Consider the following 24296-nt stretch of genomic DNA (forward strand, 5'->3'; position numbering starts at 1 on the left):
ATTTGTGATACGATGGAGACGGAGGTGGTGGTGTGGATCGCCCAGTAATAAAACTTGACGGCGATTCAGTTGTTTATGCAAGACAACTTGCAAAAGAGATAACAGATGAGGTCAAAAACGAACTGATTGATCATTATTCCACCGTCTCTGTCGAGCGAACAGTTCTGAGATTTTTTGGTGTGGATGGAGTAACGAGAGATCAAATTCCTTTAGTCAACGTGGTAGTCGACAAACTTAAAGAATGGAGTATGCTCGAAGACGGTGTAGCAAAACCTGTAGTTAATGCAATGATCGTACTGGAAAAAAGTGCTCAGGAGATATGTGAAGCGATTTCAGATGGCCTGGATCTTAGAACTTTACCCGATGCACCATTTTATAAAATCGAATCGAAAATGCGCGAGCTTTCAAAGGAAGCTCTTGATAAATTAGAGAAAAAAAGCAGTCAACGAAATGATTTACTCAAATTACTGGGTGATCCACCAAAACCATACAAATATCTTATAGTAGCAACAGGGAACATATACGAAGACGTTGTTCAGGCAAGAGCTGCCGTTTTTCAGGGAGCGGATATAATCGCTGTGATAAGGTCAACTGCACAGAGTTTGCTTGACTATGTTCCTTATGGTGCCACAACAGAAGGCTACGGTGGCACATACGCCACTCAGGAAAATTTCAGAATCATGAGGCAGGCTCTTGATAATGCTGCCGAGAAAGTCGGCAGATATATCCGTCAGGTAAATTACGCTTCAGGGCTTTGCATGCCAGAAATTGCTGCTATTGCTGCTATGGAAGGACTCGATATACTCCTGAATGATGCAATGTACGGCATATTATTCAGAGATATAAACATGATCAGGACATTCACCGATCAATACATCTCCAGGTTAATCTGTGCATTTGCTGGAATAACTATCAATACTGGAGAAGATAATTATCTCACAACAGCCGACGCTATTGAAAAAGCTTACACAGTGACAGCTTCGCAATTGATTAATGAACAATTCGCACTGAAGGCAGGAATGAAACCAGAATTGATGGGCCTTGGACATGCTTTTGAAATCAACCCCGATATTGAGGACAGCCTTTTGTATGAAATAGCTCACGCAATGCTGGCACGCGAATTGTTTCCCAATTGTCCTATAAAGTACATGCCCCCAACGAAGTTCATGACTGGAAATATATTTAAAGGCTATGCCCTGGAAACCCTTTTTAATCTCGTGTCAGTTATGACAGGACAGAGTATTCAGCTTCTTGGAATTTTGACTGAAGCAATACACACACCACACCTGCAGGACAGATACCTTGCACTTGTAAATGCAAATTATGTTTTCAAAGCTGCTCGCCATCTTGGCAGAGAAATTCTTTTTAAAGAAAAAGGTTTCGTAGAACAAAGGGCAAACACAGTCTTGAGGCAGGCTGTTAACCTGCTTGAACACGTGAAAGAAGTAGGGTTGCTGAGAGCAATAGAAGAAGGGCAGTTTGCCGACATATCCCGAAAACCAGACAGTGGTAAAGGTTTTGAGGGCGTGTTTAGAAAATCTGAAAACTATATAAACCCTATTCAGGACGAACTTGAAAATCGCCTGGGGGTGAAAAAATGATCGACCTCAGAAATATAAGACCATATGGAGATCAAACAAATGATGGCGCCGTCCAACTTTCTTTTACTCTTCCTTTAGAGTATGGGCCTCTTGCACGGGAGGTTGCAAAGAAATTCTGTGAAAACCTCGGTTTTCAGGACATAGTTATAGCAACGATGGAAGATTTAGGTGAGAATTTCACATTTTTTGTCGTTTACGGAAAAACAAATATGTCAATAGATGCAACCGCGATAAAGGTAGTCGCTCCGAAATTCAAAAAAATGTCCCGTGACCAGCTTGATGAACTTGTGGAAAAGGAGTTTGGCAGGAAAATAGTTGTCGTTGGAGCAACTGTTGGAACCGATGCTCACACAGTAGGACTTGATTCAATCTTAAATATGAAAGGTTTTCACGGAGATTACGGGCTTGAAAGGTACCGGGCATTTAAAGTTTACAACCTTGGAGCTCAAATTTTGCCTCTTGAGCTTATCAAAAAAGTACGTGAAGTTCATGCAGATGCCATTCTTGTATCTCAAGTTGTCACGCAGAAAAATGTCCACATAAAACATTTGACAGAACTTATAGATATGCTCTATGCTGAGGGCATAAGAGATAGTTTACTGGCAATAGTTGGTGGGCCAAGAATCACACACGAATTGGCCTTAGAGCTCGGTTATGATGCTGGCTTTGGTGCTGGTACGCTGCCAAGCGACGTGGCAAATTTCATTGTTCAGGAACTTTTGAAAAAACGCTTTCGATAAGCTTTTTAGCGTACTCTTCTTCAGATTCGTCGGTGATCACTCCATCGAGTTTTGCGCAATAAAGTTTCTCGAGGATATCACCGACGAGTCTGCCTGGTTTTAGATTAAAATTTTTTACCAGATACCCGCCGTTGACCTTCAATCTTGTGCCTTTCACTTTTTCGAGGAACTCTTTCAAATATTGCTGAGCCTGTGAATCAAGATAAGAAGCCACATAGCAAAAGGCCTCTGATGAGAAACTCTGTGTTACTCTGTATATATCTGAAAATTCCATATGAAGTGAAATCATTTTGGAAAGCGGTACGATCATTTTTTTGATTACTTTCAATTCTGATACAAAACAATGTGATAAACCATATCTCTGCCTAATTTCTTCCAGCAAATTTTCGCTGTGATATTCGAGAAATACGTACATAACTGCGTAAAATCTATTCAATTTTTCAAAAAAATTCTCCGCCCATGGTAAAAACATGAACAGCGCCCTCAGTTTTTCTTCCATAGAACTTGTGTAAAAAACACCCGGGAACATGTGCTTTATAACCTCAAAATCAGAAAGTCTCTTCAAGGCTTCAAAAACACTTTTCTCTTCAAGTATTTTCTCAAACTCTTGCCTCAATCTCTGCCCACTGACTTTTTCCAGATACCCCTGATGAACCGCATCGAGCATCAATCTGGCTGTTTGCTGCTCTATTTTGAAACCAAAACGTGTTTCAAATCTGACAGCTCTGAGAATTCTTGTCGGATCTTCCACAAAACTCAATGTATGAAGACACCTTATGAGCTTGCTATCTAAATCTTTCTTTGCACCAAAGAAATCTATCAACAAACCAAAATCTTTCTGATTCAATTTTATCGCCATGGCATTTATGGTGAAATCTCTTCTGTAGAGATCTTTCTTTATGGTGCTTACCTCAACCTGAGGTAATTCTGTAGGAGCTTCGTAGTATTCGGTTCTTGCAGTCGCTACGTCTATTCTTAAACCATCTTTGCAAAAAAGAGAAGCGGTGAGAAATTTTTCATATTTCACCAATTTGGCATTCAACTTCCTCGCAGCAAGATCGGCAAGTGAAAGTCCGTCTTTTTCAACCACTATATCGATATCGTAATTCGGATTTCCCATTAAAAGATCTCTCACAAAGCCTCCAACTGTGTAAACTGGTAATCCTATTTCGTCACCAAATCTTCCAAGCTGTCTCAGAAGAATAGATATTTTCTTTGGCAAATTGCTCAACATTATATCTCTGACATTCAAAAATGTGGTCTCAACAGTTTCGTGAACGGCTTTTCTTTGAATAGAACGTACCGCATTTGAGAAACTCGATCTCATGACATCTGTTCTTGTGATGATACCCACCAGAATTCCATTCTCTACCACCGGTATTCTGCCTATGTCATTCTCTATCATAATCTGTCTAATCTTGTTCAATGGAGTCTCTGGTGACACAACTATCAATTTGCCTGACATAATGGATTTAACAGGATGTTTTTGCAAACCGTGATTCATCGCCCTATCAACAGCTTTTTTCGTAACAATACCAACAAGTTTATTATCTTCGATCACAGGCAAACCATTGTGCCCTGTTCTCTCCATTATCTTGTTCACTTCGGATATACTCATTTCAGCATACGCAACCCTGACAGGGAAAGACATAATGTCCCTTGCCTTTGGCCCTTTATTTACGTAATTTTTCAATTTTTGCAGCAGCATGCTCTTAATTTTCGGAACATCTTGAGAATTCAAAGTGCAACTTGCCGCTTTTCTGTGACCGCCCCCGCCAAGTTCTGTCATCAAAGTACCGATGTCAATGTTGTTTGAAGAACTGCGACCTATAATATGTGTCTTTTTACCGGTTCTTACAATGCAAATTAATGTATCCATACCCTCCAGATACCACAATTTACTGCTCACAGCATTTAAGCCACCTACAAACTTGTCTGTCTCAGCAACTGCTATGCTCACAGGTGAACCCTCTATTTCGATAGTTTCGAGATTTGAAACGAGTTGATCCATTATAAGTTTTTGATCATAGTTCAAATCATATTTTATGAAATCTGAAATTTCCACGAGGTTTGCTCCATTTTGCAACAAATATTTGATCATCTCCACATCACGAATAGTTGTCGTTGTATAGAGCAGATTACCTGTGTCTTCATATATCGCTACAGCAAATAACGTTGCATCAATTGAGTCAATCTGTATGTTTTTCCTCTTTATCTCTTCAAGTAAAATTGTTACAGTAGCCCCCACACTTTCTATCTTTTTTTCGCCCTTTATAGATATCTCTTTTATGTCTGGATGATGGTCAAAAATCAAGACATTACCACATCTTTCAAGAATCTCTTGAATTTGCTGACTTACACGTTCTTTACTGGCAGTATCAACAACAATGATAGACTCAGCTGATTTATCGGGAAGATCCTTTTCAGTTATGAATGGATATTTTTCTTCATACACTGCAAGATATTGGGCAAGATTCTGTTGAGGCAATCCACTCAAGACAATCGTATGATCCGGGTAAAGTTTCTGAGCAGCCACACACGAAGCAAAACAATCAAAATCAGGATTTCTGTGTCCAACGATCAATTTCAAGGCTTTTTCCTCCTAAGCTTTACCAATTCTCCTTCATGAAATTTGAAAACATTTGCGGCACTGTCCTGATTCACAGATATCTCTATGAAGCCAGAGCTATCTACATGTACAAGTCCTTTCCCTTTTTCTACATCGCCATAAGCTTTGACATAAATAAGCTCGTATCTTTCATTCAACAATATAACATCATCCATTTCCCACTGCAATTTTTCTACAAAACATGCTGGTATGTTGGTTTCGACATTTCCAAATCCATCGAAATAAACAACTTCACCAATCATGAAATCAGAACCAAGCTGAGCATTTTTTGTGGGTAGCACAATGTAGTTTGGTAGAACCGATCCAATTTGTTCAAATGGAATCCCTTTTGAAAGATAGCCGGCAACTGCTGCAAAAATATCCCTGCCATGAAACGTGTATGAAGATCCATAATGAAATGATTTATTATCAAGTTCTCTAATTTGCTTTACCCCATAATGTTGCGCAACATATGTGAAAATGCCATTGTCCGGACCCACATAAAAATGATTGTTCTTCGTCTTCACGCAAATAGCCTTTCTGTTTGTTCCAACGCCATAATCAACCACAGCTACAAAAACTGTATTTTCAGGGAAATCAAATGACGCCCTGAGCAAAACATGAGCCGCCATTCTCACGTCAAATGGTTTTATATCATGAGTGATATCAACAACATCCACAGACGGGTTGATTTTCTTCATAACCGCTTTGGCTACGCCAACGTAATAACTTTTTAAAGACCAATCGGTAAGAAATGCTATCACCTTGTCACCTCCTGTTTTATTTATGATACTACACTCTGAAAGATCTATCGAGCTTGAAATAAGTTCTTTTCATGGTGTATACTCTCTATGTAAATATCTCACCACAAGGGGGTATGAAGATGAAAAAATTTTTTGTTCTGTTCATGGTTTTGGCGGCATTTCTGGCTTTCGCAGAGGTCAAAAACCCAGACACAATAATCAGACTGAACATGGCTGGCGAACCTGATACTTTCGATCCACATTTTGCCTATGACACAGCAAGCGGCGAAGTTCTGAGCGAAGTCTATGAATGTCTGATCGCTTATGACGGATCAAGTGTCACAAAAATGGTCCCGAGATTGGCAACTGAAGTACCGAACCTTGAAAATGGTTTGATCAAAGACGAAGGAAAAACCTATGTTTTTCCAATCAGAAAAGGTGTAAAATTCCACAATGGTGCAGAATTAAAACCCGAAGATGTGGAGTACAGTTTTGAAAGAGGCCTCCTTTTCGATCCGGCCGGGGGTCCAATGTGGATGCTGTGGGAAGCCATGTTTGAAGTTTATTCCTTAGAGGAATTCGTCGAAAAAGTCACCGGAATGTCCTATTCTGATATGATTGATTCCAACACCGGTGAACCATTGCCAGAATACAAAGACAAACTGATAAAAATATACACAGATTACATCGACCCTGCTATCGAGGTTGATGGAGACAGCGTTGTGTTTCATTTAACAAGACCATTTGGCCCGTTTCTTTCCATTCTGTGTGGATATGCCAACTGGAGCATGGTGCTGAACAAAGAATGGTCAATAGCCCAGGGATGCTGGGATGGTAAAGCCGATACATGGTGGAGATACCACGATCTTCCGAAAGAACAGTCGCCTCTGTATGCAAAAACAAACGGAACAGGTCCATTTAGAGTAGTCGAATGGGATAGAGCACAGCAAAAAGTTATTCTTGAGAGATTTGATGGATACTGGAGAGGCCCAGCAAAAGTTAAACAGGTTATCATATGGAATGTGGGTGAATGGTCTACAATGAAAGCAATGCTTGAAAAAGGTGACGCCGATATCGCTGCAGTACCAACAATTTATCTGCCACAGATCGAAGGTACTCCTGGTATTGTAGTTGAGAAGAACCTCCCTTATATATCAATAACATCCCTGCATTTCAACTGGAATGTCAGACCAGACAGCAAATACATTGGATCTGGAAAACTCGACGGTGAGGGTATTCCACCAGATTTCTTCAGTGACGAACATGTGAGAAGAGCCTTTGCATATGTTATCAATTACGACGCGGTAATAAAAGATGTTCTACGTGGTCAGGGAAAAAGGATCCCAGCTGATTTGCCGAGTTCTCTGCTTGGTTATAACGCCAACCTTCCTATGTTTGATTTCAGCATAGCAAAGGCTACTGAAGAGTTCAAAAAAGCCTGGAATGGAGAAGTTTGGAAGAAAGGTTTCAAGCTCATATTGCTCTACAACACAGGAAATGAAACGAGAAGAACTGTGGCTGAAATGATAAAAACATACGTGGAAATGATAAATCCAAAATTCAAAATTGAGGTGCGTGGCGAACAGTGGCCCACATATTTAACATCATACAAAAATGGATACCTGCCGGCGTTCATAATAGGCTGGGTTGCAGATTATCCTGATCCTCATAACTTTATTCAGACGTACTACCATTCGGCAGGAACATACGGGTTCGCTCAGGGAGACAATTTCAAAAAATTCGTTTCAACACCCACTCCAGAGCTTGGTGGGAAGAGCTGCAATCAAATTATAGAAGAAGCAGCCACGGCAACTGATCCTGCCTTGAGGCAGAAACTGTATGAACAGGTTCAGGCTTTTGCAATTAAATATGTTCTTGGTGTACCTCTCTATGAAGCCCAAACTCAGAGTGTCAGAAGAAGCTGGGTTAAAGGCTGGTTCCCGAACCCAATGAGAGGCGGGCAGGATTACTACTATCTGTGGAAAGAAGAATAATATTAATTTTCTCATCGAAACCAACCTGGGGCGTTTGCCCCAGGTTTTTTGTTAGGAGGCATTCTGAATGATCGTATTGTTAAATCCTCCTCTAAAACATGTGCCGGCTTATGAACATATTGGGCTGGAATATATAGCCAGTCAACTGAGAAAAGAAGGCATAGAGACTGTTCTGATTGATCCAAAGCTTCAGAAAATTTCTGTTAAAAAAACTCTTGAAAAGATAAAATCTTTTGCTCCACAAATAATAGGAATATCTATCCCTTTTCAGGATTACACACTCGAAACAATGAATTTTGTGAAACTTGTCAAAAAAGCAAGTCCGAAATCTCATATAACAGTGGGGGGCATTTTTCCAACTTTTGCCTATTACACCCTGCTCGAAAATTTTTCAGCGATCGATTCAATCATACTTGGGGAAGGTGAAACAGGCTTTATAAATTTTGCCAGAGCATTTCTCAATGGAAAAAACTGGCAGAATATTAATGGTATTGCTTATAAAAAAAACGGAGAAATACTGAAAAACCCCTTCAATAAAGCTGCAAATCTGGATGATTTATCGTTTCCAGCAAGAGATTTTCTCCCTGATGCTTTAAAAAAAGTTGGGTATGCGTCAATGGAAAGCTCAAGAGGATGTTATGGAAGATGTATTTTTTGCAGTGTGGTACCTTTTTTTCAATTGTCTGGAAAAAAACTGAGATTCAGAAGCGTGGAAAATGTTGTTGAGGAAATAAAAATTTTGAAAAAGAATCATGGAGTGAAGTACATATCTTTCAACGATGCCAATTTTCTGGCAAGCAAAGAAAGGGCCTTTTTGCTGGCAGAAAGAATTATTAAAGAAAATCTTGACATACGATACAGCATTGAATGCCGAGCTGATGATATAAACGAAGATCTCTTAAGGCTACTGAAAGAATCCGGCTTAAGAAAGGTATTTTTAGGAATAGAATCCGGTGTTCAGAGTGTTCTTGACAGATTTAAAAAAGACACAACGGTTCAAGATAACATAAAAGCCTTCGAAATACTTGGAAAGTTCGATATTCAAATAAGAGTTGGTTTTATAATGTTTGATGAATTAACAACTCTGGAAGAACTTTCTGAAAACTTCAATTTTATAAGAAAGGTGAGAAAGCTCGTTTCAAAAAAACAGATGAAAAGAATCGTCGTGACCTCAAGATTATTACCTTTAGCAGGCACCGAATATGAAAAAAAGCTCATTGAAGAAAAAAAATATACTGGAGATATTTTCACATATGATTACCATTTTGAATCAAAATTAATTGAATTCATGTACAGATCCGGAAAAATCCTGAACGATACATTGAATTTACCGTTATCCATGCTCAAAATCCAGAATAGATGGGAAAAATACTGGCTTAAAAAATAAAACCCCGGCATACACCGGGGTTTTTATAAGCCAAGCTTACCTTAGAAGTACACTCTCATCCTCCAGGCAAGGGTAACAGTATCTGATGCGTATTTAACAGAAATTCTGTGGTTCAAAATTTCTGTTTTCCAGCTTGCATAAGCATCAAGACCGAAGTTTGTTACATCTGTAAGATCGCTCCAGACAACATCTGCACCGAGTGTTACAGGAGAAAGTATCTTTGTCTGGACACCGATACCAAGCATGTTTCCTTTTGCAAAAGCCAAACTACCGCTGAGCTTGTCATAACCAAAGTCTACGCCAACAAGATAATCGCTGAGCATGGTGGAAAGATCCGTTGCTGCTGGGTCAACTGAGAGATATGCAAAGGCGTTGAGTGTGGCATTTTCGATGTTCAGAGCCTCTGCCAGGTCAGCAGAAACCGATCCACCAATTTCTGGAAATCCGAAAGTACCACCAGAAACTGCGCTGAAAACACCCTGTGCCATGAGCCCAACATTCAAAAATCCGAAGCTGAAGCTGTTGTAGATATCAAGGTCTGCCGTTGTTGATGTTGGTGAATAGACATACAGAGCAAGATTGTCAGAAACATCACCATTAGCAATATCCATATCAACTGCAACTGCTGGAGTGTAATTGTCAAAAACAAAATATGGTGGTGTAACTATCCAGCTGAAGTAAGATCCTGTTACATAGCTCCATCCTCTTGAAAGCAAACCTGCTTTAAGCGTGACATTCAATGATTCAGAGCTGTAGAGTTTTTGCCATACATAGGTGTCATAATCGAGTGTGATTGGGAATGTTGTTGTGCTGTTTGTGATTGACTTTAGATAAGAAGCAAATGTCACGTAGAAACCTGTAGTGGTTGATTCATTTGATGCATCAACATTCAAGTAAGCAGATGCACCAATCGATGTTGTCAAAGCAAGTGTTGATGCGTCGTAACTCAAACTCGGTGTTACGTCAAGTCTTCCAGAAAAATTCACTGCACCAAAGGCTGCGACTGTTGCCAAAGCAAGCAAAACTACCAAAAGTTTTTTCATACTTTAACACCCTCCTTCACCTTTAAAAATTAGTGTTATTTTTTATACCCCACCAGGGGTGTTTACATAGCACCCACAATCATTGCGGCTACTGCGATAATTATAGCACCGATTGCAAGTCCTGTCGTAGCCGAATTGGCTTTCTTGAGTTCCTCGATCTGAGCAAGTAAATCAGATTTTACATTCTCAATTTTGCCATTCAGCTCTTCAATAGAGGCACCCGTGTCATCCTTGACAGCAAAGAGCCCTTCACGCAGTTCATCGATCTGCGAATTCACAGAATCAATTTCATCAAGCACATAATTGATCTGTTCGTCGTGCATGGCTGCGAAATCGTCAAAGTTGGACTCAAAACTGCCAAATTTCTCTTCAAGTTGAGAAAGCCTGTCTCCAAATTCTGCCTTGAGGCTTTCAATAGCCTGAGCGTTCTCGTCAATACCCTTTGATTTGTCCTCAAGAGCAGCTATTCTGTCTGTCGCATTGACCAGGTTTTCCTGCGCTCTATCGAGTTTGATAGACACATAGCCAATCGTCGCAACAGCATTATCGAGTGTGGCGCTCAGATCACCGATTTTCTCTTCAGCGGAGGCAATTTTCTCTCCTTGAGCGGTAACTCTTGTCGTTAAATCTTTTAGAACATCTTTAATCGGTTGCAGCGCGAGGAGTTTCTTTTCGACATTTGCGATTTTTTCCTCAAGTTTACCCATAGCACTTTCCAGTGCTGCCAATTTGCTGGCTGCTGACTGATCTGCTTTGCTCATTTCAACAAATTTTGCATCGTAATTTTTCTGGAGGTTTGCCACAGTTTCATAAAGCTTTATTACGTCTTTATCGTGGATATTGACAGTTTGCTTGAGCATCTCAACCGATTTAGAAAGTTCGGAGAGCTGAGCTTCGGCTGTGGCAAGTTCTCCAGGAACCGTACTGAGGTTGTTCATTTTCTGTTCGAGTTCATCCACCTTTTTTACAGTTGAGCCAAGACGTAGACTGACAGCATCGAGAACTTTCATGATGTCTGCGATGTGTGGAGCAACTATCTCAGTTTCAAGAAGACCTATCAATCTGCTGATCATTGCTGCTTCTTCATAACGAGTGATGTTTTGATTTCCCTTGAAGGTGCCATCGGGATAACCAATGACGATACCCTTATCTTTCAAGTGGCTAACATAAGGATATGCCCAATGGGTGGCTGGTACATCAGGAAACATACCCGCAGCCGAAACCCCTACTGCTACGAACAATGCCACGACTAAAAGGAGAAACCTCTTCATAGCTCCAACCTCCCTTCATATTATTTTCTTACGGTGGGATTCGTTCCCCCCACTTGTCAAAGACCAAAAATCAAGATCGTGAAAGATTATAACACCATTTAGTACGAAAAATCAAGAGTACAAATAAGTTTACCGACCAACAAGTCTGAAAAAGTTTCTCTTTCCGACTCTGAGAACTTTTTCTCTATCTACAAAAATTTTAGCATGTATATCTGTTATCTTTTCATCATCTATCTTTACTGCGCCCTGGGATATCAATCTTCTTGCTTCGCTTCTGCTTGAAGCAATCTGCAATGTCACGAGTAATTCTACCAACTCAACCTCAGAATTGTCAAGCTCGATGGCAGGCATCTGCGTTGGCAATTCTTTTTGTCTGAAAATCTTGATAAACTCGTTTTCTGCCTTAGCTGCGCCCTCTTCGCCGTGAAAAAAGCTCGTTATTGCAAATGCCAGCTTCATTTTTATATCTCTTGGATTGACTGACTTACTTTGAATAAGCGATTCGTATTCATTTATCTTTTGTTCAGGAATCTGCGTCAGTAATCTTATGTATTTGATTATCAACTCATCCGGTATGGACATCAACTTTCCATACATATCAAATGGTGTGTCGTTGAAAGCAATATAATTTTCATAACTTTTACTCATTTTCATTTTACCGTCAGTTCCCTCAATTATTGGCATCGTTAAAACAACTTGCGGTTCTTGACCCATTTCCTCCTGAATTTTTCTTCCAACGAGAAGATTGAAATATTGATCAGTTCCACCAAGCTCAACATCTGCCTGAACAGCAACTGAATCATATGCCTGAGCAAGCGGATAAAGAAATTCAGATATAGATATCGGCAAATTCGATGAGTATCTTTTCGAGAAATCGTCTCTCTCAAGCATTCTGGCAACAGTATATTTTGAAGCGAGTTTTATGACATCCGCAAAACTCATTTTAGAAAGCCACTCACTGTTAAAACGCACTTCGGTTTTCTCCTTATCAAGAATCCTGAACGCCTGTTCTTGATAGGTTTTTGCATTTTGTCTTACTTCGCTTTCAGATAACATCTGTCTGGTTACATCCCTTCCAGATGGATCACCTATCTGGGCTGTGAAATCACCTATGATTAAAATAACTCTATGACCAAGATCTTGAAATTGCCTGAGTTTGAATAGCACAACTGCATGACCTAAATGGAGATCTGGCCTGGTTGGATCCACTCCCAATTTCACTCTCAACTGTTTTTTTCTGGTGAGCTTATTCAGTAGATCTTCTTCACTAACAAGATCTACAGCGTTTTTTTTCAGAATCTCAAGTTGCTGCTCAACTTGCATTTGATCACCTCGAAATAAAGAAGGCAGTCAATATACTGCTCACAAAAAATGCCACACTCAACCACAAGGTAATCTTTCCCGATGTATCGAGTCCTTTCTTTCTTCCAAACATGGTGTGAAGCGATCCTGAGCCAAAAGCACCTCCCAGCTCAGCAAATTTACTCATCTGCTGAAGAACCATGTAAATCAACGCAACGCTTATCAGTGAGTGAACTATTACCATGAAGACTTTCACCAGAGCACCTCCTTACGCTATATTATCACATTGAATATGCTGCTTGCTGCCCTGTGCTTAAAAGTTTTATAAGGAACGGTATACCACGCTTAAATATTAATCTTGGTGTTGAATATATTGAATAATACGCTTTGAAAAACAATTTTTTCAACTCATCCGGTGAAAATTTCGGATGTTGAAAAACTAAATTTGTGCCATCAAACATTGAGAGATCCTTCACTGTAATTTTTGATTTCAGTTTTTCATACAACTTAGTACCAGGATAAGGAGTCATTATTGAAAATTGCACAATTTCTGCTCCAAGTTTTTTTGCGAACTTTATAGTTTTTTTAATAGACTCTTTTGTGTCGTTTAATGCCCCCATGATAAAACTTGCAAACAGGTCTATTTTGTATTTTTTCAGCAGTTTGGCAACATCAAATGCAATTGAGCTGGATAATTTTTTGTTATACTCCTGGAGAATTTCGTCTTCAGCACTTTCAAAACCAATAAACAGCATCTTGCAACCGGCCTTTGACATTGCTTCAACTAAGTCTTCTTTGCCAAGTAATTCATCAGCTCTGGAAAATGCCCACCAGCTGAAATTTAAATTCTCTTTGAGCATCTGCTCGCAAAGTTTTATTGTTCTTGTCTTATCGATAGTGAAATTGTCATCAAAAAATATGACAGAACCGTAATTCATTTTTTTCAAAATCTTCAGTTCCTCCACAACATTTTCAATGCTTCTCTTTCTGATTCGCATTCCCATAAATTGAGATGCACTGCAAAATTCACAATTGAATGGACATCCCCGAGAAGTTATAACGCTTGTCGCCATTTTTTTATCAAACATAGTTCTATAAGCAGTAAAATTTTCTCTGTCGGGAAATGGAAGTAAATCAAGGTCTTCCACAAATTCCGGTTTTTTCGAAACAATCGTCCCATTTTCTATGTAACACAGGCCACTTAAGTCGGGTTTTCTCTCGTTATTTTTAAGTGCTTCAAGAAGCTTTGGTAAAACAACTTCTCCTTCTCCAAGTACAACATAATCGCATATTCCATCAGTTAGGATCTTTTCATATTCAGCTGTGGCGTGAGGACCACCCATAACAGTTATTACACCTTGAGATTTAACCACCTGACAGATCTGTTTTGCAAGCGGGAATCTAACTGTATCGGTTGAGACACCTACTACATCGAAAGAAGAATAATCAAAATTTCTCCAATCAAATGGTTCAACGTTCATATCAATTACTCTGACAGAATGACCTATTTTTTTCAAAGTGGAGCTTATGTAAAAAAGCCCGAGAGGGGGATAAACTGCTCCCAATCGATAATAATAACCTTTGTTTGAGGGATTAACAAGAAGAATCCTCAAAATTTCACCTTCTTTCTGTACATAAAAAATTATACCTCAAATGGCTACTTTTCAAAATCTATAAAGAAAAAGGCAGCTATAGCTGCCTTCGGGTGGCGGCGGTGGGACTCGAACCCACGACATAGTGATTATGAATCACTCGCTCTGACCAGCTGAGCTACACCGCCACTGTTTTTATATAATATCATATCTCAGATTGACTTTCAAGATTCATCATAAACCAGCGCAGGAGATTTCATCTTCTTTAAGATGAAGAAAAGTGCGCTGATTCCTCCTTTCCAATATTAACGTCTTTGCTCTTTCAATAACCTTTAAGTCTTGATACTTTGTTGATGAGTGTATTTTTTCCCCACTCAATGTACGTATATCAAAATACCCAGAACTCCTCAAATCATAAATTGTGCCAATTTGATTTTTGTACCTCACTTTATCAAATCTTCTAAATCCTTTGACTTCTTTTATAGTGTTTCGTTTTCTGATGCTGCCTTTTAATATATTCGCTTTGTGTAATGACGTGTTTTGTCTTCTGAAATATTTCCCAAAGTACCATTCAGTAGCTCTGTTAATATCTTTGCTACAACCTGCTATTACAAATGCATCGTTTCTATGTGTTTTCTCTAATCCCATTTCTGTTCTTTTTGCTTTTGTGATACTGCCAAAAGCTATTTCAACATCGTATTGTTGTTTCAACCTGTTTACTATGTGCCATCCTATTGTCGAAACATGATTTGCATCTTTTGGTTTTCTATATCTTGTTTTTCCATATCTTCTGTTTCTTCTATATTCCCTTCTCTCTAAAAGTAATTTCTTAATGTCTTGTCGCAGTTCTACTTCAATGCTGAACAATTCTTGTTTGTCTGTTATGGCTGAAACACCGATTACTTTTGAGCCAATGTCTACCCCAACTGTAATAGGTTGCGTATAGGTCGTTGTGTCATACAGCAACTGAATTGTGAATGGTTCTCTTCTAACAACTTTTGCAAGACCTTGTTTTAGTAGTCTTCTTACTTTGCCATGTCTTTTTGTTGGCATTAATGGTTTGCTATCTTTTGAAATTACATAAACCACACAATCACTTCCAATTGTCTTTTGACGATAACTCAGGGATTATCCCTGTAAGGTGCTCATCCCCAATGTTAGACAGGCTTGTTATGTCTGCCACTGTCCCTACCTCTCAGGACTGTTTAGACCTGCACGACAGAGTCTGGAACTTGAGCAGCATCATAGGGTGTACCTGTCTAACGTAGCCACTTATGTGGCTGAGGGTAGTCAATCAGGGCTTTTTCAAGCCCCCGCCTCTATAGGCGGCGGGTAGTTGACTAACCAACCAGAATCACTATCAAATCATTCACATTTGTACCTGTTGGACCTGTGAAAACCAAGCTGTTTGCCAATCTGAGAGCATTGTAAGAATCGTTGTTTTTCAAAAATTCTTCCGGATCAAAACCATTCTCCCTGATCTTCCGGCATGTTTCACCATCAACAATTCCTCCGGCGGCATCTGTTGGTCCATCTGTTCCATCTGTCCCAACTGAACAGATCACAACATTTTTGAGTCCTTCTATGCCAATGGCAGCAGAAAAGGCAAGTTCCTGATTTCTGCCTCCTTTTCCAGAACCTTTCACATGAACAACAGTCTCTCCCCCCAAAATAACCGCAGAAGGTCTCTTAATAGGCCTCTCATTACTGAGTATTTCTCTGGCAATAGATGATATAAACCTACCGGCTTCTTTCGCTTCACAATCCAGAGAAGTCGTTAAAATCATAGAATTATATCCCATTTTTGAAGCGATTTCCGAGGCTTTTTCACAGGCAATTTTAACACTCCCAATTATGATTGTCTTCACATTCTTCAATTCTTTCGGTGTCTCATCCATAATCTCCTGAAGAATATTGTCTGAAACGATTACGTTATACTTTTTTAAAATATCAATCGCCTGTTCACTCGTAGTCATATCCGGATAAGCTGGCCCTGAAGCGATGCTATCAAGTCTGTCGCCGAGCACATCAGATAAAACAAGCGAGATTATTCTTGCTGGATAAACTTTCTGTGCAAACCGGCCACCTTTCACATCTGAAAGATGTTTTCTGATTGTGTTAATTTCAACGATATTTGCGCCACTTTTCAAAAGTTTTTCAGTGATCTGCTGAATTTCCTGTAAGGAAATATTCCCTTTTGGCTTTTCAAATAAAGCCGAACCGCCACCTGATACAAGAAATAAAACCGTATCTTGAGTCGACAACCCCTGAACAATTTTTAAAGCTCTTTCAGTTGCTCTAATTGTATTTTCATCAGGTACGGGATGAGCGGCTTCGTAAATCTCAATATCATCTATTTCACCTTCACTATGACCATATTTTGTTATAACAACACCCCTGGTGATCTTCTCACCAAGGGTGTCTTTTGCTGCTTTTGCCATACGCCAGGCAGCTTTCCCAATAGCAACAAGTATTATATTTCCTGACAAATTCAACTCACGAAGAGTTTTCGTCACAGCACTATCAGGAAGTAGATATTTTATTGTCTCATTTACTATTTTCAGAGCATCTTCTCTCAAAGTTACCACACCTCACAGGACAACTAAGCTTATGAGCCATACAATTACTGCAGCAGTGATACCCTCAATAAATGTTCCAAAAGTTTGGAGTTTATAACCTGTTTTCACATCCATTTTTGAAAACTGTGTTACAACCCAAAAATAACTGTCATTGGCATGTGAAACAACCATAGATCCGGCACCAATTGCAACAACTGCGAGAGCTTTTGCCACTGTTGAAGTCAGCCCAAGAGGCTCCATCAGTGGAGCAAGTAAGGATGCAGTTGTGATTATCGCGACAGTTGAAGAACCCTGTGCTGTTTTTATAGCAGCTGCAACAATGAATGGCAACCACATACCAAGATTCGCTTTTGCAAGGTTCTGGCCTATGACATTTGCTATACCAGAATTTTGAAGTACCTTGCCAAAAGCACCACCTGAAGCTGTTATAAGAATTATAATTCCCGCATTCAAAACAGCCTGACCAACCCATCCGCTCATTGAGAGCATCTCTTTATCCAGTTTTTTTGGCAACAAGAAGGCTATCAAAATGCCTATTACAAGGGCAGTTACAGGGTTACCTATGAATCCTATGAAATTTCTGAATCCACCATCACCAAACGGTTTTGTCGGAAAATCAGAGATGGATTTCAGAACGATCAAAATAATAGGAACAACTATGGGCATAAATGCGGAAGTAGCTGTTGGTGCTTCTTTCATTCTTTTGTTAATCTCTTCTTCTGTAAGCTCTGGGTCTGGGTCTATCTTGATCTTCGAACCAAATTTCATAGCAAAAAGCCATCCAACAAGCATTGCTGGTATCGACACGAGTAAACCCCACAGAATGACAACTCCAAGATCAGCATTGAGAATACCTGCTGCTGCAACTGGTCCGGGAGTTGGAGGTACCATTGTGTGCGTTGCATACAAACCAAGACTTAAGGCAATCGCACTGACAGCTAAACTCATACCAGCCCTTTTCGTGAGAGCTTTGTTCAGAGGATTGATAATAACAAAACCAGAATCACAGAAAACTGGAATAGAAACAATATATCCAATTATGCTCATGGCAAGTGGTACATTCTTTCTGCCTGTCAATTTTAAAACCGACTCAGCCATCGTGAATGCCCCACCAGATTTTTCCAAGAAAAATCCTATGATCGTACCTGCGACAATTACGATACCTATTGAGCTGACCGTTCCACCAAAACCTGCTGTGATAGAGGAGATGATATCTGCAAGTTTCATTCCGGAAAGTAGTCCATAGATAAAAGCTGCGAAAATTAGAGCAAGAAACGGGGGGAGTTTCCAGCGAACTGTGGAAACAACGATAAAAATGATCGTTAAAAGCAATAGAACTACTGACCAAACAGCCACATTCACACCTCCCCGAAAGATAAGAATGTGATTTTATTATAAGAAACTTATAGTAGATATGTCAAATCTAATTTTTCAGAACTCGTTTTTTCGATATAAAACTGCCTGTTTTTGATTTCAACAAGAGTTTCGAAGCAAAATAAGCTCCTGTAAGGTTAAAGATAAGATCAAGCATCGTGTCATGCAAACTGGGTTGAGCATTCAAATGAAACAATTCATCAGCAATGAATTCAGCTATTTCCCAAAGAACACCTGCAAAATTAGCAAGCAAAAAAGCATTGAATATCGATCTTTTCTCTGCTTTCCAAAATTTTGAGTCAACTGACAAAGCATGATAAAAGAAAAATGCTATGCTGGCGGAACCGAGAAAATGCAACAATTTGTCCCACCACACGAGATCATAAAAATCAAAGAACTGCCCAAAAATAGAATGAAGTACTAACTGGATTTTCAAAAGCAGTTTGACACTGTGAGGTATTTCCTGGAATGTGATTTTTTCATAAATTTCCGGTGAGATACTGCCAAAGGCAAATATCAGATAGCCTATTGTTTTAACAATCCTGGCGTGCAAGAGGGAAAAAATCGCGGGAACGGTTAGAATCAAGGCTATGAAAACATCTACAGGTGTATAAGAAACTTCTGGTATAGCATGAGAATTGTTTTTCATTCTCTCACCCCCGTGTATTATTATATAAATGATGGTGTTCGACAAGCTGATATCCTGTTTTAAAGAACACTTTTATTTGTTAACATTTTTTGGAACGTTATTTGACAATTCTGGACTGCCAACATTTATAACGCTGGCAGGGTCCCTTGCAGGCATGAAAAAAGTGAACCAATACATTTCACTTTCAATTTCTTATCTTGCCTTGGTATGTGGAGATTTTCTTCTTTACGGTGCTGGAATATTTTTAAAAAATTTGCTGAAAAATTCAGAAAAACAACTTACACAATTTCTGAAAAAATTAATCGAGGCCAACTGTGAAATTTTCAAGCGTAACGAATGGCTTTTTTACCTTTTTTGTAAAATTATTGCATGGATCGGAAAAATCGCTCCTTTACTGGCAGCCTACAGTGGTAAAGATTTCTCTTGCATTATAAAATTCCTCTTCGGTGACCTCTGGTATTGTTTGACTTTTTTCTACGCCGCCTATGCGATGGGAACACTCGCAGAACACAAATTATCTTTCTTCATAATAAGTATTGCGATGTTTTTCCTTACCCTGTACGGTGCAAAATCAGCTTTGAGAAAATTTCTGAAAGAACATTGATTGAGTTTTTCATACAATGTAACGATATCATGGCGTTAATATTTTTTCTTCACTCTCACAAATTTTGCTGCACCTGTCATGTTATTATATAAACAACGCAGGCAGGAAAGACCTGTCATTTTGGGAGGAATCAGAATGTTCAAAGGTACAGTTAAGTGGTTCGATTCAAAGAAAGGCTACGGATTTATTACAAAAGAAGGTGGAGAAGACGTATTTGTACATTTTTCAGCGATCAAAACAGATGGATTCAAAACGCTGAGAGAAGGTCAGGAAGTTGAGTTTGAAGTTCAGCAGGGAAATAAAGGACCTCAAGCGGTCAATGTAACTCCCATAAATTGAATCGAACAAAAAAATCAAAAGCGGAGCATTTGCTCCGCTTTTTTAATTTATAACAGGGTAGCTATCATAAGAGCCTTTATTGTGTGTTTTCTGTTTTCTGCTTCATCCCACACCCGGCTCTGCTTACCTTCTATAACATCAAAAGTAACCTCCTGGCCTTTTACAGCTGGCAGGCAGTGCAAAAATATTGTATCTTTTTTACCTGTTTTTCTCATCAATACTTCATTGACCTGATAAGGCCTCAGCAATCTCTCGCGTTCCTGCTGCTTGCTTTCTTCTCCCATTGATGCCCAAACATCTGTGTATATAACATCAGCACCATCAACGGCTTTCTCAGGATCATCTATCACTTCAATCTTTGAATCTGTTTCTTTCGCAATAGTAAGACATGTTTGCATGAGGTTTTCATCGGGTCTCAGCTCTGCGGGAGAACATACTACGTAATGCATCCCCATCTTTGCACAGCCAATCATCAGAGAATTTGCCATATTATTTCTTCCATCTCCCATAAAAACGAGCTTGATACCCTTCAATTTGCCAAAAACTTCCTGGGTAGTCATGAGATCAGCAAGAACTTGAGTAGGATGATAAACATCTGTTAAACCGTTATAAACCGGAACACCGGAATATTTTGCAAGTGTTTCAACTGTTTCCTGTTTGTATCCTCTAAACATTATTGCATCGACCATTCTACCAAGAACTCTTGCTGTATCCTCAATAGATTCCTTTGCACCAAGCTGTATATCTTGAATTGACAGAAAAATCGGATGTCCTCCCTCTTCGGCAAAAGCGGTTTCAAAAGCCATTCTTGTTCTGGTTGAGCGTTTTTCAAATATCATTGCGAGAGTTTTTCCAGCGAATCTTTTATGAACTATCCTTGCCCTGCTTTCACGTTTAACCTGAGCTGACAGATCAAGTAAAAAACTAATTTCCTCAGGCGTATACTCGAGTAACGTCAATAAAGATCTTCCTGTCAAATTAATCGCCATTCACTCGACCCTCCTTTTATTCATGAAAGATGGCTATTTCCTCTAATGATTTTCTACCACGGTCTTTTCTTGGTTCACCGGCATACCCTATGGGTATCATGGCAACACACCTCTGGTTAGCTGAAAGTTTTAGAATCTCCCCTACTTTTTGTTCGTTAAATGCGCCAACCCAGCAGGTATCCAGCCCAAAGCCTCTTGCAATGAGAAGTATATAAGTTGCCAGTGCGGCCGTATCTTGAATGCAGTACAGAGACCTACCTCTTTCTCCATATTTTGAAGCACTTTCGTCAGGAACGGCGATTACGCATATTACCCATGGAGCTTCCAAAAGCAAAGTTTGCCCACCTGCTGCTTCTGAAAGTTGCTTTCTAATAGCTGGATTTTGAACCACATGTAATCTCCACGGTTGTCTATTTCCTGCACTCGGCGCATTGAGAGATAGACGTAATATCTGCATAATTGTTTCCTTTGGTATACTTTTTGGCTCATAATGCCTGATGCTTCTCCTTGATTTGATAGCTTCAAACAAATCCAAATTTTTCACCCCCTTAAAGCTCTGTTATTTCTTCAATTTTCGGTCCAGTTGAAATATAAGCAAATTTCAAACCAAGCTCTCTTTCTATCTTATAGATAAAATCGTCGAATTCTTTTGAATGCAGAGATTTCCATCCTTTTATCTCTTCATAAACAGGCTCTATCTCCGTCAGATGCGCTGTATTGTTAATCTGTGTATAAAATTTGCCTCCTATCTTATAACCCATACAAATGGGAATTTTTTCGAACCCTGAAAGTATATCTGCTTTTGTCATAATCAGTGCATTGCACGCACTTGTTTCAATTGCATATTTTATCAGAACAAGATCAAGCCAGCCGCACCTTCTTGGCCTTCTTGTTGTCGCGCCATACTCAGAACCAAGTCTTCTGAGGTTTTCTCCAACCTCGTCTTTAAGCTCAGTAGGAAAGGGCCCTTCGCCAACACGAGTTGTGTAAGCCTTCATCACCCCAAATATTTTGTCTACCTGCACCGGATAGCCAAACCCTGGTTGAATGCCTGTGGTTGAGCAATTTGTTGAAGTTACATACGGGTAAGTCCCCATATCAACATCAAGCAAAACGCCCTGAGTACCTTCAAATAACAGATCTTTCTCCTTCAAAACTCTGACAGCTTCTGAACTATCAATCAAAAGATCTCTAATTTTGTTGTATTTTTCAATTAAATTATCGAGAATCATTTTCACATCAAACTTAATACTCCAAGTCCTCGAAATTTCATTCAAAAAACTTTCTGCCCTTGCTGGTGTTTCAAAGTCTTCCAATCTCAATCCACATCTCATGGCACGGTTGGCATAAGAAATTCCTATTCCCCTTCGAGTAGTGCCAATTTGATTTGCACGCGAACTGTCAATTTTTTCGTCCAGATCTCTGTAAATTGGAATCACAACATGAGCTTGTTTTGATATCCTAAGTAGAGACCTTGACTCAGGTATTAAATTGTTAATTTGATCAATCTCTTCGAGAAGAACATCTAAATCAACAACAACTCCCGGGCCAATGTACATCATTTTCTGTTTTTTTATATCGGCAGATGGGAGTAAATGATGAACCATCTTGAAATTGCCGTAATCTACTGTGTGACCCGCATTGCTCCCTCCTGAATATCTCACAACGCAATCATATCTTCTCGATAGATACGTAACAACCTTTCCTTTCCCTTCATCGCCCCATTGGAGCCCTATAACAGCTGCTTTCAACAAAATCACTCTCCTTTAAATCTTTTATAGATCTCATCAACGTGTTTGATATAGTACTGTGAATCAAAAATATTTTCTATTTCTTCTTTGCTCAGAACAGTTATATTTTTCAAAGAAAGATCCTTCAGACTTTCACCGGTTTGCCAGCACCTTAGAGACAGATTTTGAACCAGATCGTATGCCTCGTTACGAGACATACCTTTTTTTATCAGTTCGAGCATTAACCTCTGAGAATAGATAAGACCACGAGTTAAATTCAAATTTTTCAGCATATTTTCTTCATACACAACCAAACCTTTTAAAAGATAATCAGTTTTTACCAGCATATAATGCAAAGTTTGAGTGGCATCTGGAAAGATATACCTTTCCGCCGAAGAATGAGAAATATCCCTCTCATGCCAGAGGACATTATTTTCAAGAGCAGTGTAAACGAAAGATCGCATAATTCTCGACAAACCACAGAGCCTTTCACATAAAATAGGGTTTTTCTTGTGAGGCATAGCACTCGATCCTTTCTGCCCACTTTTGAAAGGCTCCTGAGCTTCAAGTACTTCGGTTTTTTGAAGATGCCTTATTTCTGTGGCTATTCTCTCTATTGCGCTGGCTACAAGAGCTAATACTGTGATGAAGAAAGCATGATGATCTCTGTTTACAATCTGACTTGATACAGGAGATGGTTTTAAATTTAGTTTCCGTAAAGCAAGTTCTTCTACTTCTGGTGGGACATTTGCGTAGTTTCCGACAGCTCCGCTTATTTTGCCAAACGCAATCTGTTCTCTGGCGAAAAGTAATCTCTCATAGTTTCTTTTCATTTCCGAATACCAGTTGAGAATTTTTAAACCAAAAGTTGTTGGCTCCGCATGAATTCCATGTGTTCTACCTATGGTTAAAGTGTATTTATAAGTTATGGATAAATCCCACAACGTTTTCAAAAGTTTTTTCATCTGATCAAGAAGGATGTTGCAACTTTCCACAAGTGCTACAGACAAAGCTGTGTCAATCACGTCCGAAGAGGTTAAACCATAATGGAAGAAACGAGCTTCTTTACCCATACGACTGGTTGCCATCTTAACAAAAGCTATAACCTCATGGTCAGTTTGCTCTTCGTATTCTTTAAAAAGATTCAAATCTATCAGTGCATTTTTCTCTGCTGAACCTGAGATTCCTGCTGGAATCATCCCAAGCTCTTCATAAGCACTCATAACCGCAAGTTCAACTTCGAGCCATCTTTTAAGAGTCCTCTCCTGATTCCATATCTCTTTCATTGGAGAGAGGGCATATCTTTCCACCACAGGCTTTCCTCCTCTCAAACAGATCACGCACACCTATCAGTAAAACCGCCAGAAATACTATCCATACATTATTGGAAAGTTTATCTTTCGCAAGCTGAACTAACCCGAATCCTGTGAGTCCCCAGAAACCTGCCCATACAAAATACCAGATTTTTGAGAGAAAAAACAGATCATATAAAATACTCAAAGCAAGCGAAAGGTAAAATGGCATGATTGAAACAGCAGGTGACCCTCTCAATTTTGGTAGCATTATTGCAGCAATAGTGAGTATAAGCGTTATTGTATGTAAAATATCCGCTTTTCTTGTTTTCTTAAAGACAAAGTAAATAGATGTCGGTATCAAAAAAGCCGCAGAGAGAACAATCTGCCATTCCTCAAATTTCAGTACAAATTGAAAAATAATAGCGGCTACAGAAAAAAGAATCTTTGCCACGAGCA

22 protein-coding genes and 1 tRNA gene are annotated in these 24296 nt (G+C 39.3%); 6 read left to right on the top strand and 17 right to left on the bottom strand.

Annotated features, from left to right (window positions below; translation table 11 throughout):
• The first annotated feature begins 32 nt into the window (after window positions 1–32).
• Entirely contained in the window at window positions 33–1601 is a 1569-nt protein-coding gene (gene kamD / locus TEL01S_RS08845) for a lysine 5,6-aminomutase subunit alpha (RefSeq protein WP_012003742.1), read from the top strand.
• Window positions 1598–2341 carry a lysine 5,6-aminomutase subunit beta gene (kamE, locus tag TEL01S_RS08850; RefSeq protein ID WP_012003743.1) on the top strand — a complete coding sequence of 248 codons (744 nt, stop codon included), beginning with the start codon at window positions 1598–1600 and terminating at the stop codon, window positions 2339–2341. The genes kamD and kamE overlap by 4 nt, the downstream gene beginning before the upstream one ends.
• Here kamE and TEL01S_RS08855 read toward each other — a convergent pair.
• Complete coding sequence (locus TEL01S_RS08855; protein ID WP_028843757.1) at window positions 2304–4931, bottom strand: CBS domain-containing protein; 2628 nt, start codon at window positions 4929–4931, stop codon at window positions 2304–2306. The genes kamE and TEL01S_RS08855 overlap by 38 nt on opposite strands.
• Entirely contained in the window at window positions 4928–5713 is a 786-nt protein-coding gene (locus TEL01S_RS08860) for an SAM hydrolase/SAM-dependent halogenase family protein (RefSeq protein ID WP_028843756.1), read from the bottom strand. The genes TEL01S_RS08855 and TEL01S_RS08860 overlap by 4 nt, the downstream gene beginning before the upstream one ends.
• Window positions 5714–5832: 119 nt before the next feature.
• On the opposite strand from TEL01S_RS08860, the gene TEL01S_RS08865 reads away from it, so the two are divergent.
• Together TEL01S_RS08865 and TEL01S_RS08870 are read left to right on the top strand one after the other, a co-directional pair.
• Window positions 5833–7686: an ABC transporter substrate-binding protein gene (locus tag TEL01S_RS08865; RefSeq protein WP_012003746.1), complete on the top strand. Its 1854-nt coding sequence runs from the start codon at window positions 5833–5835 to the stop codon at window positions 7684–7686.
• A gap of 67 nt (window positions 7687–7753) precedes the next feature.
• Window positions 7754–9073: a B12-binding domain-containing radical SAM protein gene (locus TEL01S_RS08870; protein ID WP_028843755.1), complete on the top strand. Its 1320-nt coding sequence runs from the start codon at window positions 7754–7756 to the stop codon at window positions 9071–9073.
• Window positions 9074–9114: 41 nt separating this feature from the next.
• Here TEL01S_RS08870 and TEL01S_RS08875 read toward each other — a convergent pair whose 3' ends face one another.
• From TEL01S_RS08875 to TEL01S_RS08920, 10 genes are all read right to left on the bottom strand, one after another.
• Window positions 9115–10116: a hypothetical protein gene (locus TEL01S_RS08875; RefSeq protein WP_028843754.1), complete on the bottom strand. Its 1002-nt coding sequence runs from the start codon at window positions 10114–10116 to the stop codon at window positions 9115–9117.
• A gap of 62 nt (window positions 10117–10178) precedes the next feature.
• Window positions 10179–11387, bottom strand: coding sequence for an S-layer homology domain-containing protein (locus tag TEL01S_RS08880; RefSeq protein ID WP_038051506.1), 1209 nt, complete (start codon window positions 11385–11387; stop codon window positions 10179–10181).
• Between the two features lie 129 nt (window positions 11388–11516).
• Window positions 11517–12710, bottom strand: coding sequence for a tyrosine--tRNA ligase (gene tyrS / locus TEL01S_RS08885; RefSeq protein ID WP_028843753.1), 1194 nt, complete (start codon window positions 12708–12710; stop codon window positions 11517–11519).
• 4 nt (window positions 12711–12714) lie between these two features.
• Complete coding sequence (secG, locus tag TEL01S_RS08890; protein ID WP_012003751.1) at window positions 12715–12945, bottom strand: preprotein translocase subunit SecG; 231 nt, start codon at window positions 12943–12945, stop codon at window positions 12715–12717.
• A 25-nt stretch (window positions 12946–12970) separates the two neighbouring features.
• Window positions 12971–14302, bottom strand: coding sequence for a B12-binding domain-containing radical SAM protein (locus tag TEL01S_RS08895; RefSeq protein WP_028843752.1), 1332 nt, complete (start codon window positions 14300–14302; stop codon window positions 12971–12973).
• Between the two features lie 93 nt (window positions 14303–14395).
• Window positions 14396–14469, bottom strand: a tRNA-Met gene (locus TEL01S_RS08900).
• A 46-nt stretch (window positions 14470–14515) separates the two neighbouring features.
• Window positions 14516–15370: an RRXRR domain-containing protein gene (locus TEL01S_RS08905; protein WP_028843751.1), complete on the bottom strand. Its 855-nt coding sequence runs from the start codon at window positions 15368–15370 to the stop codon at window positions 14516–14518.
• A 251-nt stretch (window positions 15371–15621) separates the two neighbouring features.
• Window positions 15622–16860, bottom strand: coding sequence for a glycerate kinase type-2 family protein (locus TEL01S_RS08910; RefSeq protein WP_028843750.1), 1239 nt, complete (start codon window positions 16858–16860; stop codon window positions 15622–15624).
• Window positions 16861–16872: 12 nt separating this feature from the next.
• Window positions 16873–18216: a GntP family permease gene (locus TEL01S_RS08915; protein WP_028843749.1), complete on the bottom strand. Its 1344-nt coding sequence runs from the start codon at window positions 18214–18216 to the stop codon at window positions 16873–16875.
• Between the two features lie 67 nt (window positions 18217–18283).
• Window positions 18284–18883, bottom strand: a complete 600-nt coding sequence (locus tag TEL01S_RS08920; RefSeq protein ID WP_051366240.1) for a hypothetical protein — start codon at window positions 18881–18883, stop codon at window positions 18284–18286.
• A gap of 154 nt (window positions 18884–19037) precedes the next feature.
• On the opposite strand from TEL01S_RS08920, the gene TEL01S_RS08925 reads away from it, so the two are divergent.
• Both TEL01S_RS08925 and TEL01S_RS08930 read left to right on the top strand, forming a co-directional pair.
• Window positions 19038–19487: a hypothetical protein gene (locus TEL01S_RS08925; protein WP_038051502.1), complete on the top strand. Its 450-nt coding sequence runs from the start codon at window positions 19038–19040 to the stop codon at window positions 19485–19487.
• A 135-nt stretch (window positions 19488–19622) separates the two neighbouring features.
• The gene (locus tag TEL01S_RS08930) at window positions 19623–19826 is read left to right on the top strand and encodes a cold-shock protein (RefSeq protein ID WP_012003758.1); all 204 of its coding nucleotides are present in this window, start codon (window positions 19623–19625) and stop codon (window positions 19824–19826) included.
• A gap of 47 nt (window positions 19827–19873) precedes the next feature.
• On the opposite strand, the gene argF is transcribed toward TEL01S_RS08930, so the two are convergent.
• Genes argF through TEL01S_RS08955 form a run of 5 tightly spaced genes read right to left on the bottom strand, consistent with a single transcriptional unit; the run spans window position 19874 to window position 24291 of the window.
• On the bottom strand, window positions 19874–20815 hold the full coding sequence (gene argF, locus TEL01S_RS08935) for an ornithine carbamoyltransferase (protein WP_012003759.1): 942 nt from the start codon (window positions 20813–20815) through the stop codon (window positions 19874–19876).
• 16 nt (window positions 20816–20831) lie between these two features.
• Window positions 20832–21350, bottom strand: coding sequence for a nitroreductase family protein (locus TEL01S_RS08940; RefSeq protein WP_028843746.1), 519 nt, complete (start codon window positions 21348–21350; stop codon window positions 20832–20834).
• Window positions 21351–21363: 13 nt separating this feature from the next.
• Window positions 21364–22566, bottom strand: coding sequence for an adenylosuccinate synthase (locus tag TEL01S_RS08945; protein WP_028843745.1), 1203 nt, complete (start codon window positions 22564–22566; stop codon window positions 21364–21366).
• Between the two features lie 5 nt (window positions 22567–22571).
• Window positions 22572–23858: an adenylosuccinate lyase gene (gene purB, locus TEL01S_RS08950; protein ID WP_028843744.1), complete on the bottom strand. Its 1287-nt coding sequence runs from the start codon at window positions 23856–23858 to the stop codon at window positions 22572–22574.
• Window positions 23797–24291, bottom strand: a complete 495-nt coding sequence (locus tag TEL01S_RS08955) for a hypothetical protein (protein WP_144313089.1) — start codon at window positions 24289–24291, stop codon at window positions 23797–23799. The genes purB and TEL01S_RS08955 overlap by 62 nt, the downstream gene beginning before the upstream one ends.
• Window positions 24292–24296 lie beyond the last annotated feature (5 nt).

This window comes from Pseudothermotoga elfii DSM 9442 = NBRC 107921 (genome assembly GCF_000504085.1).
In the GTDB taxonomy this organism is placed as follows: Bacteria; Thermotogota; Thermotogae; order Thermotogales; family DSM-5069; genus Pseudothermotoga_B; species Pseudothermotoga_B elfii.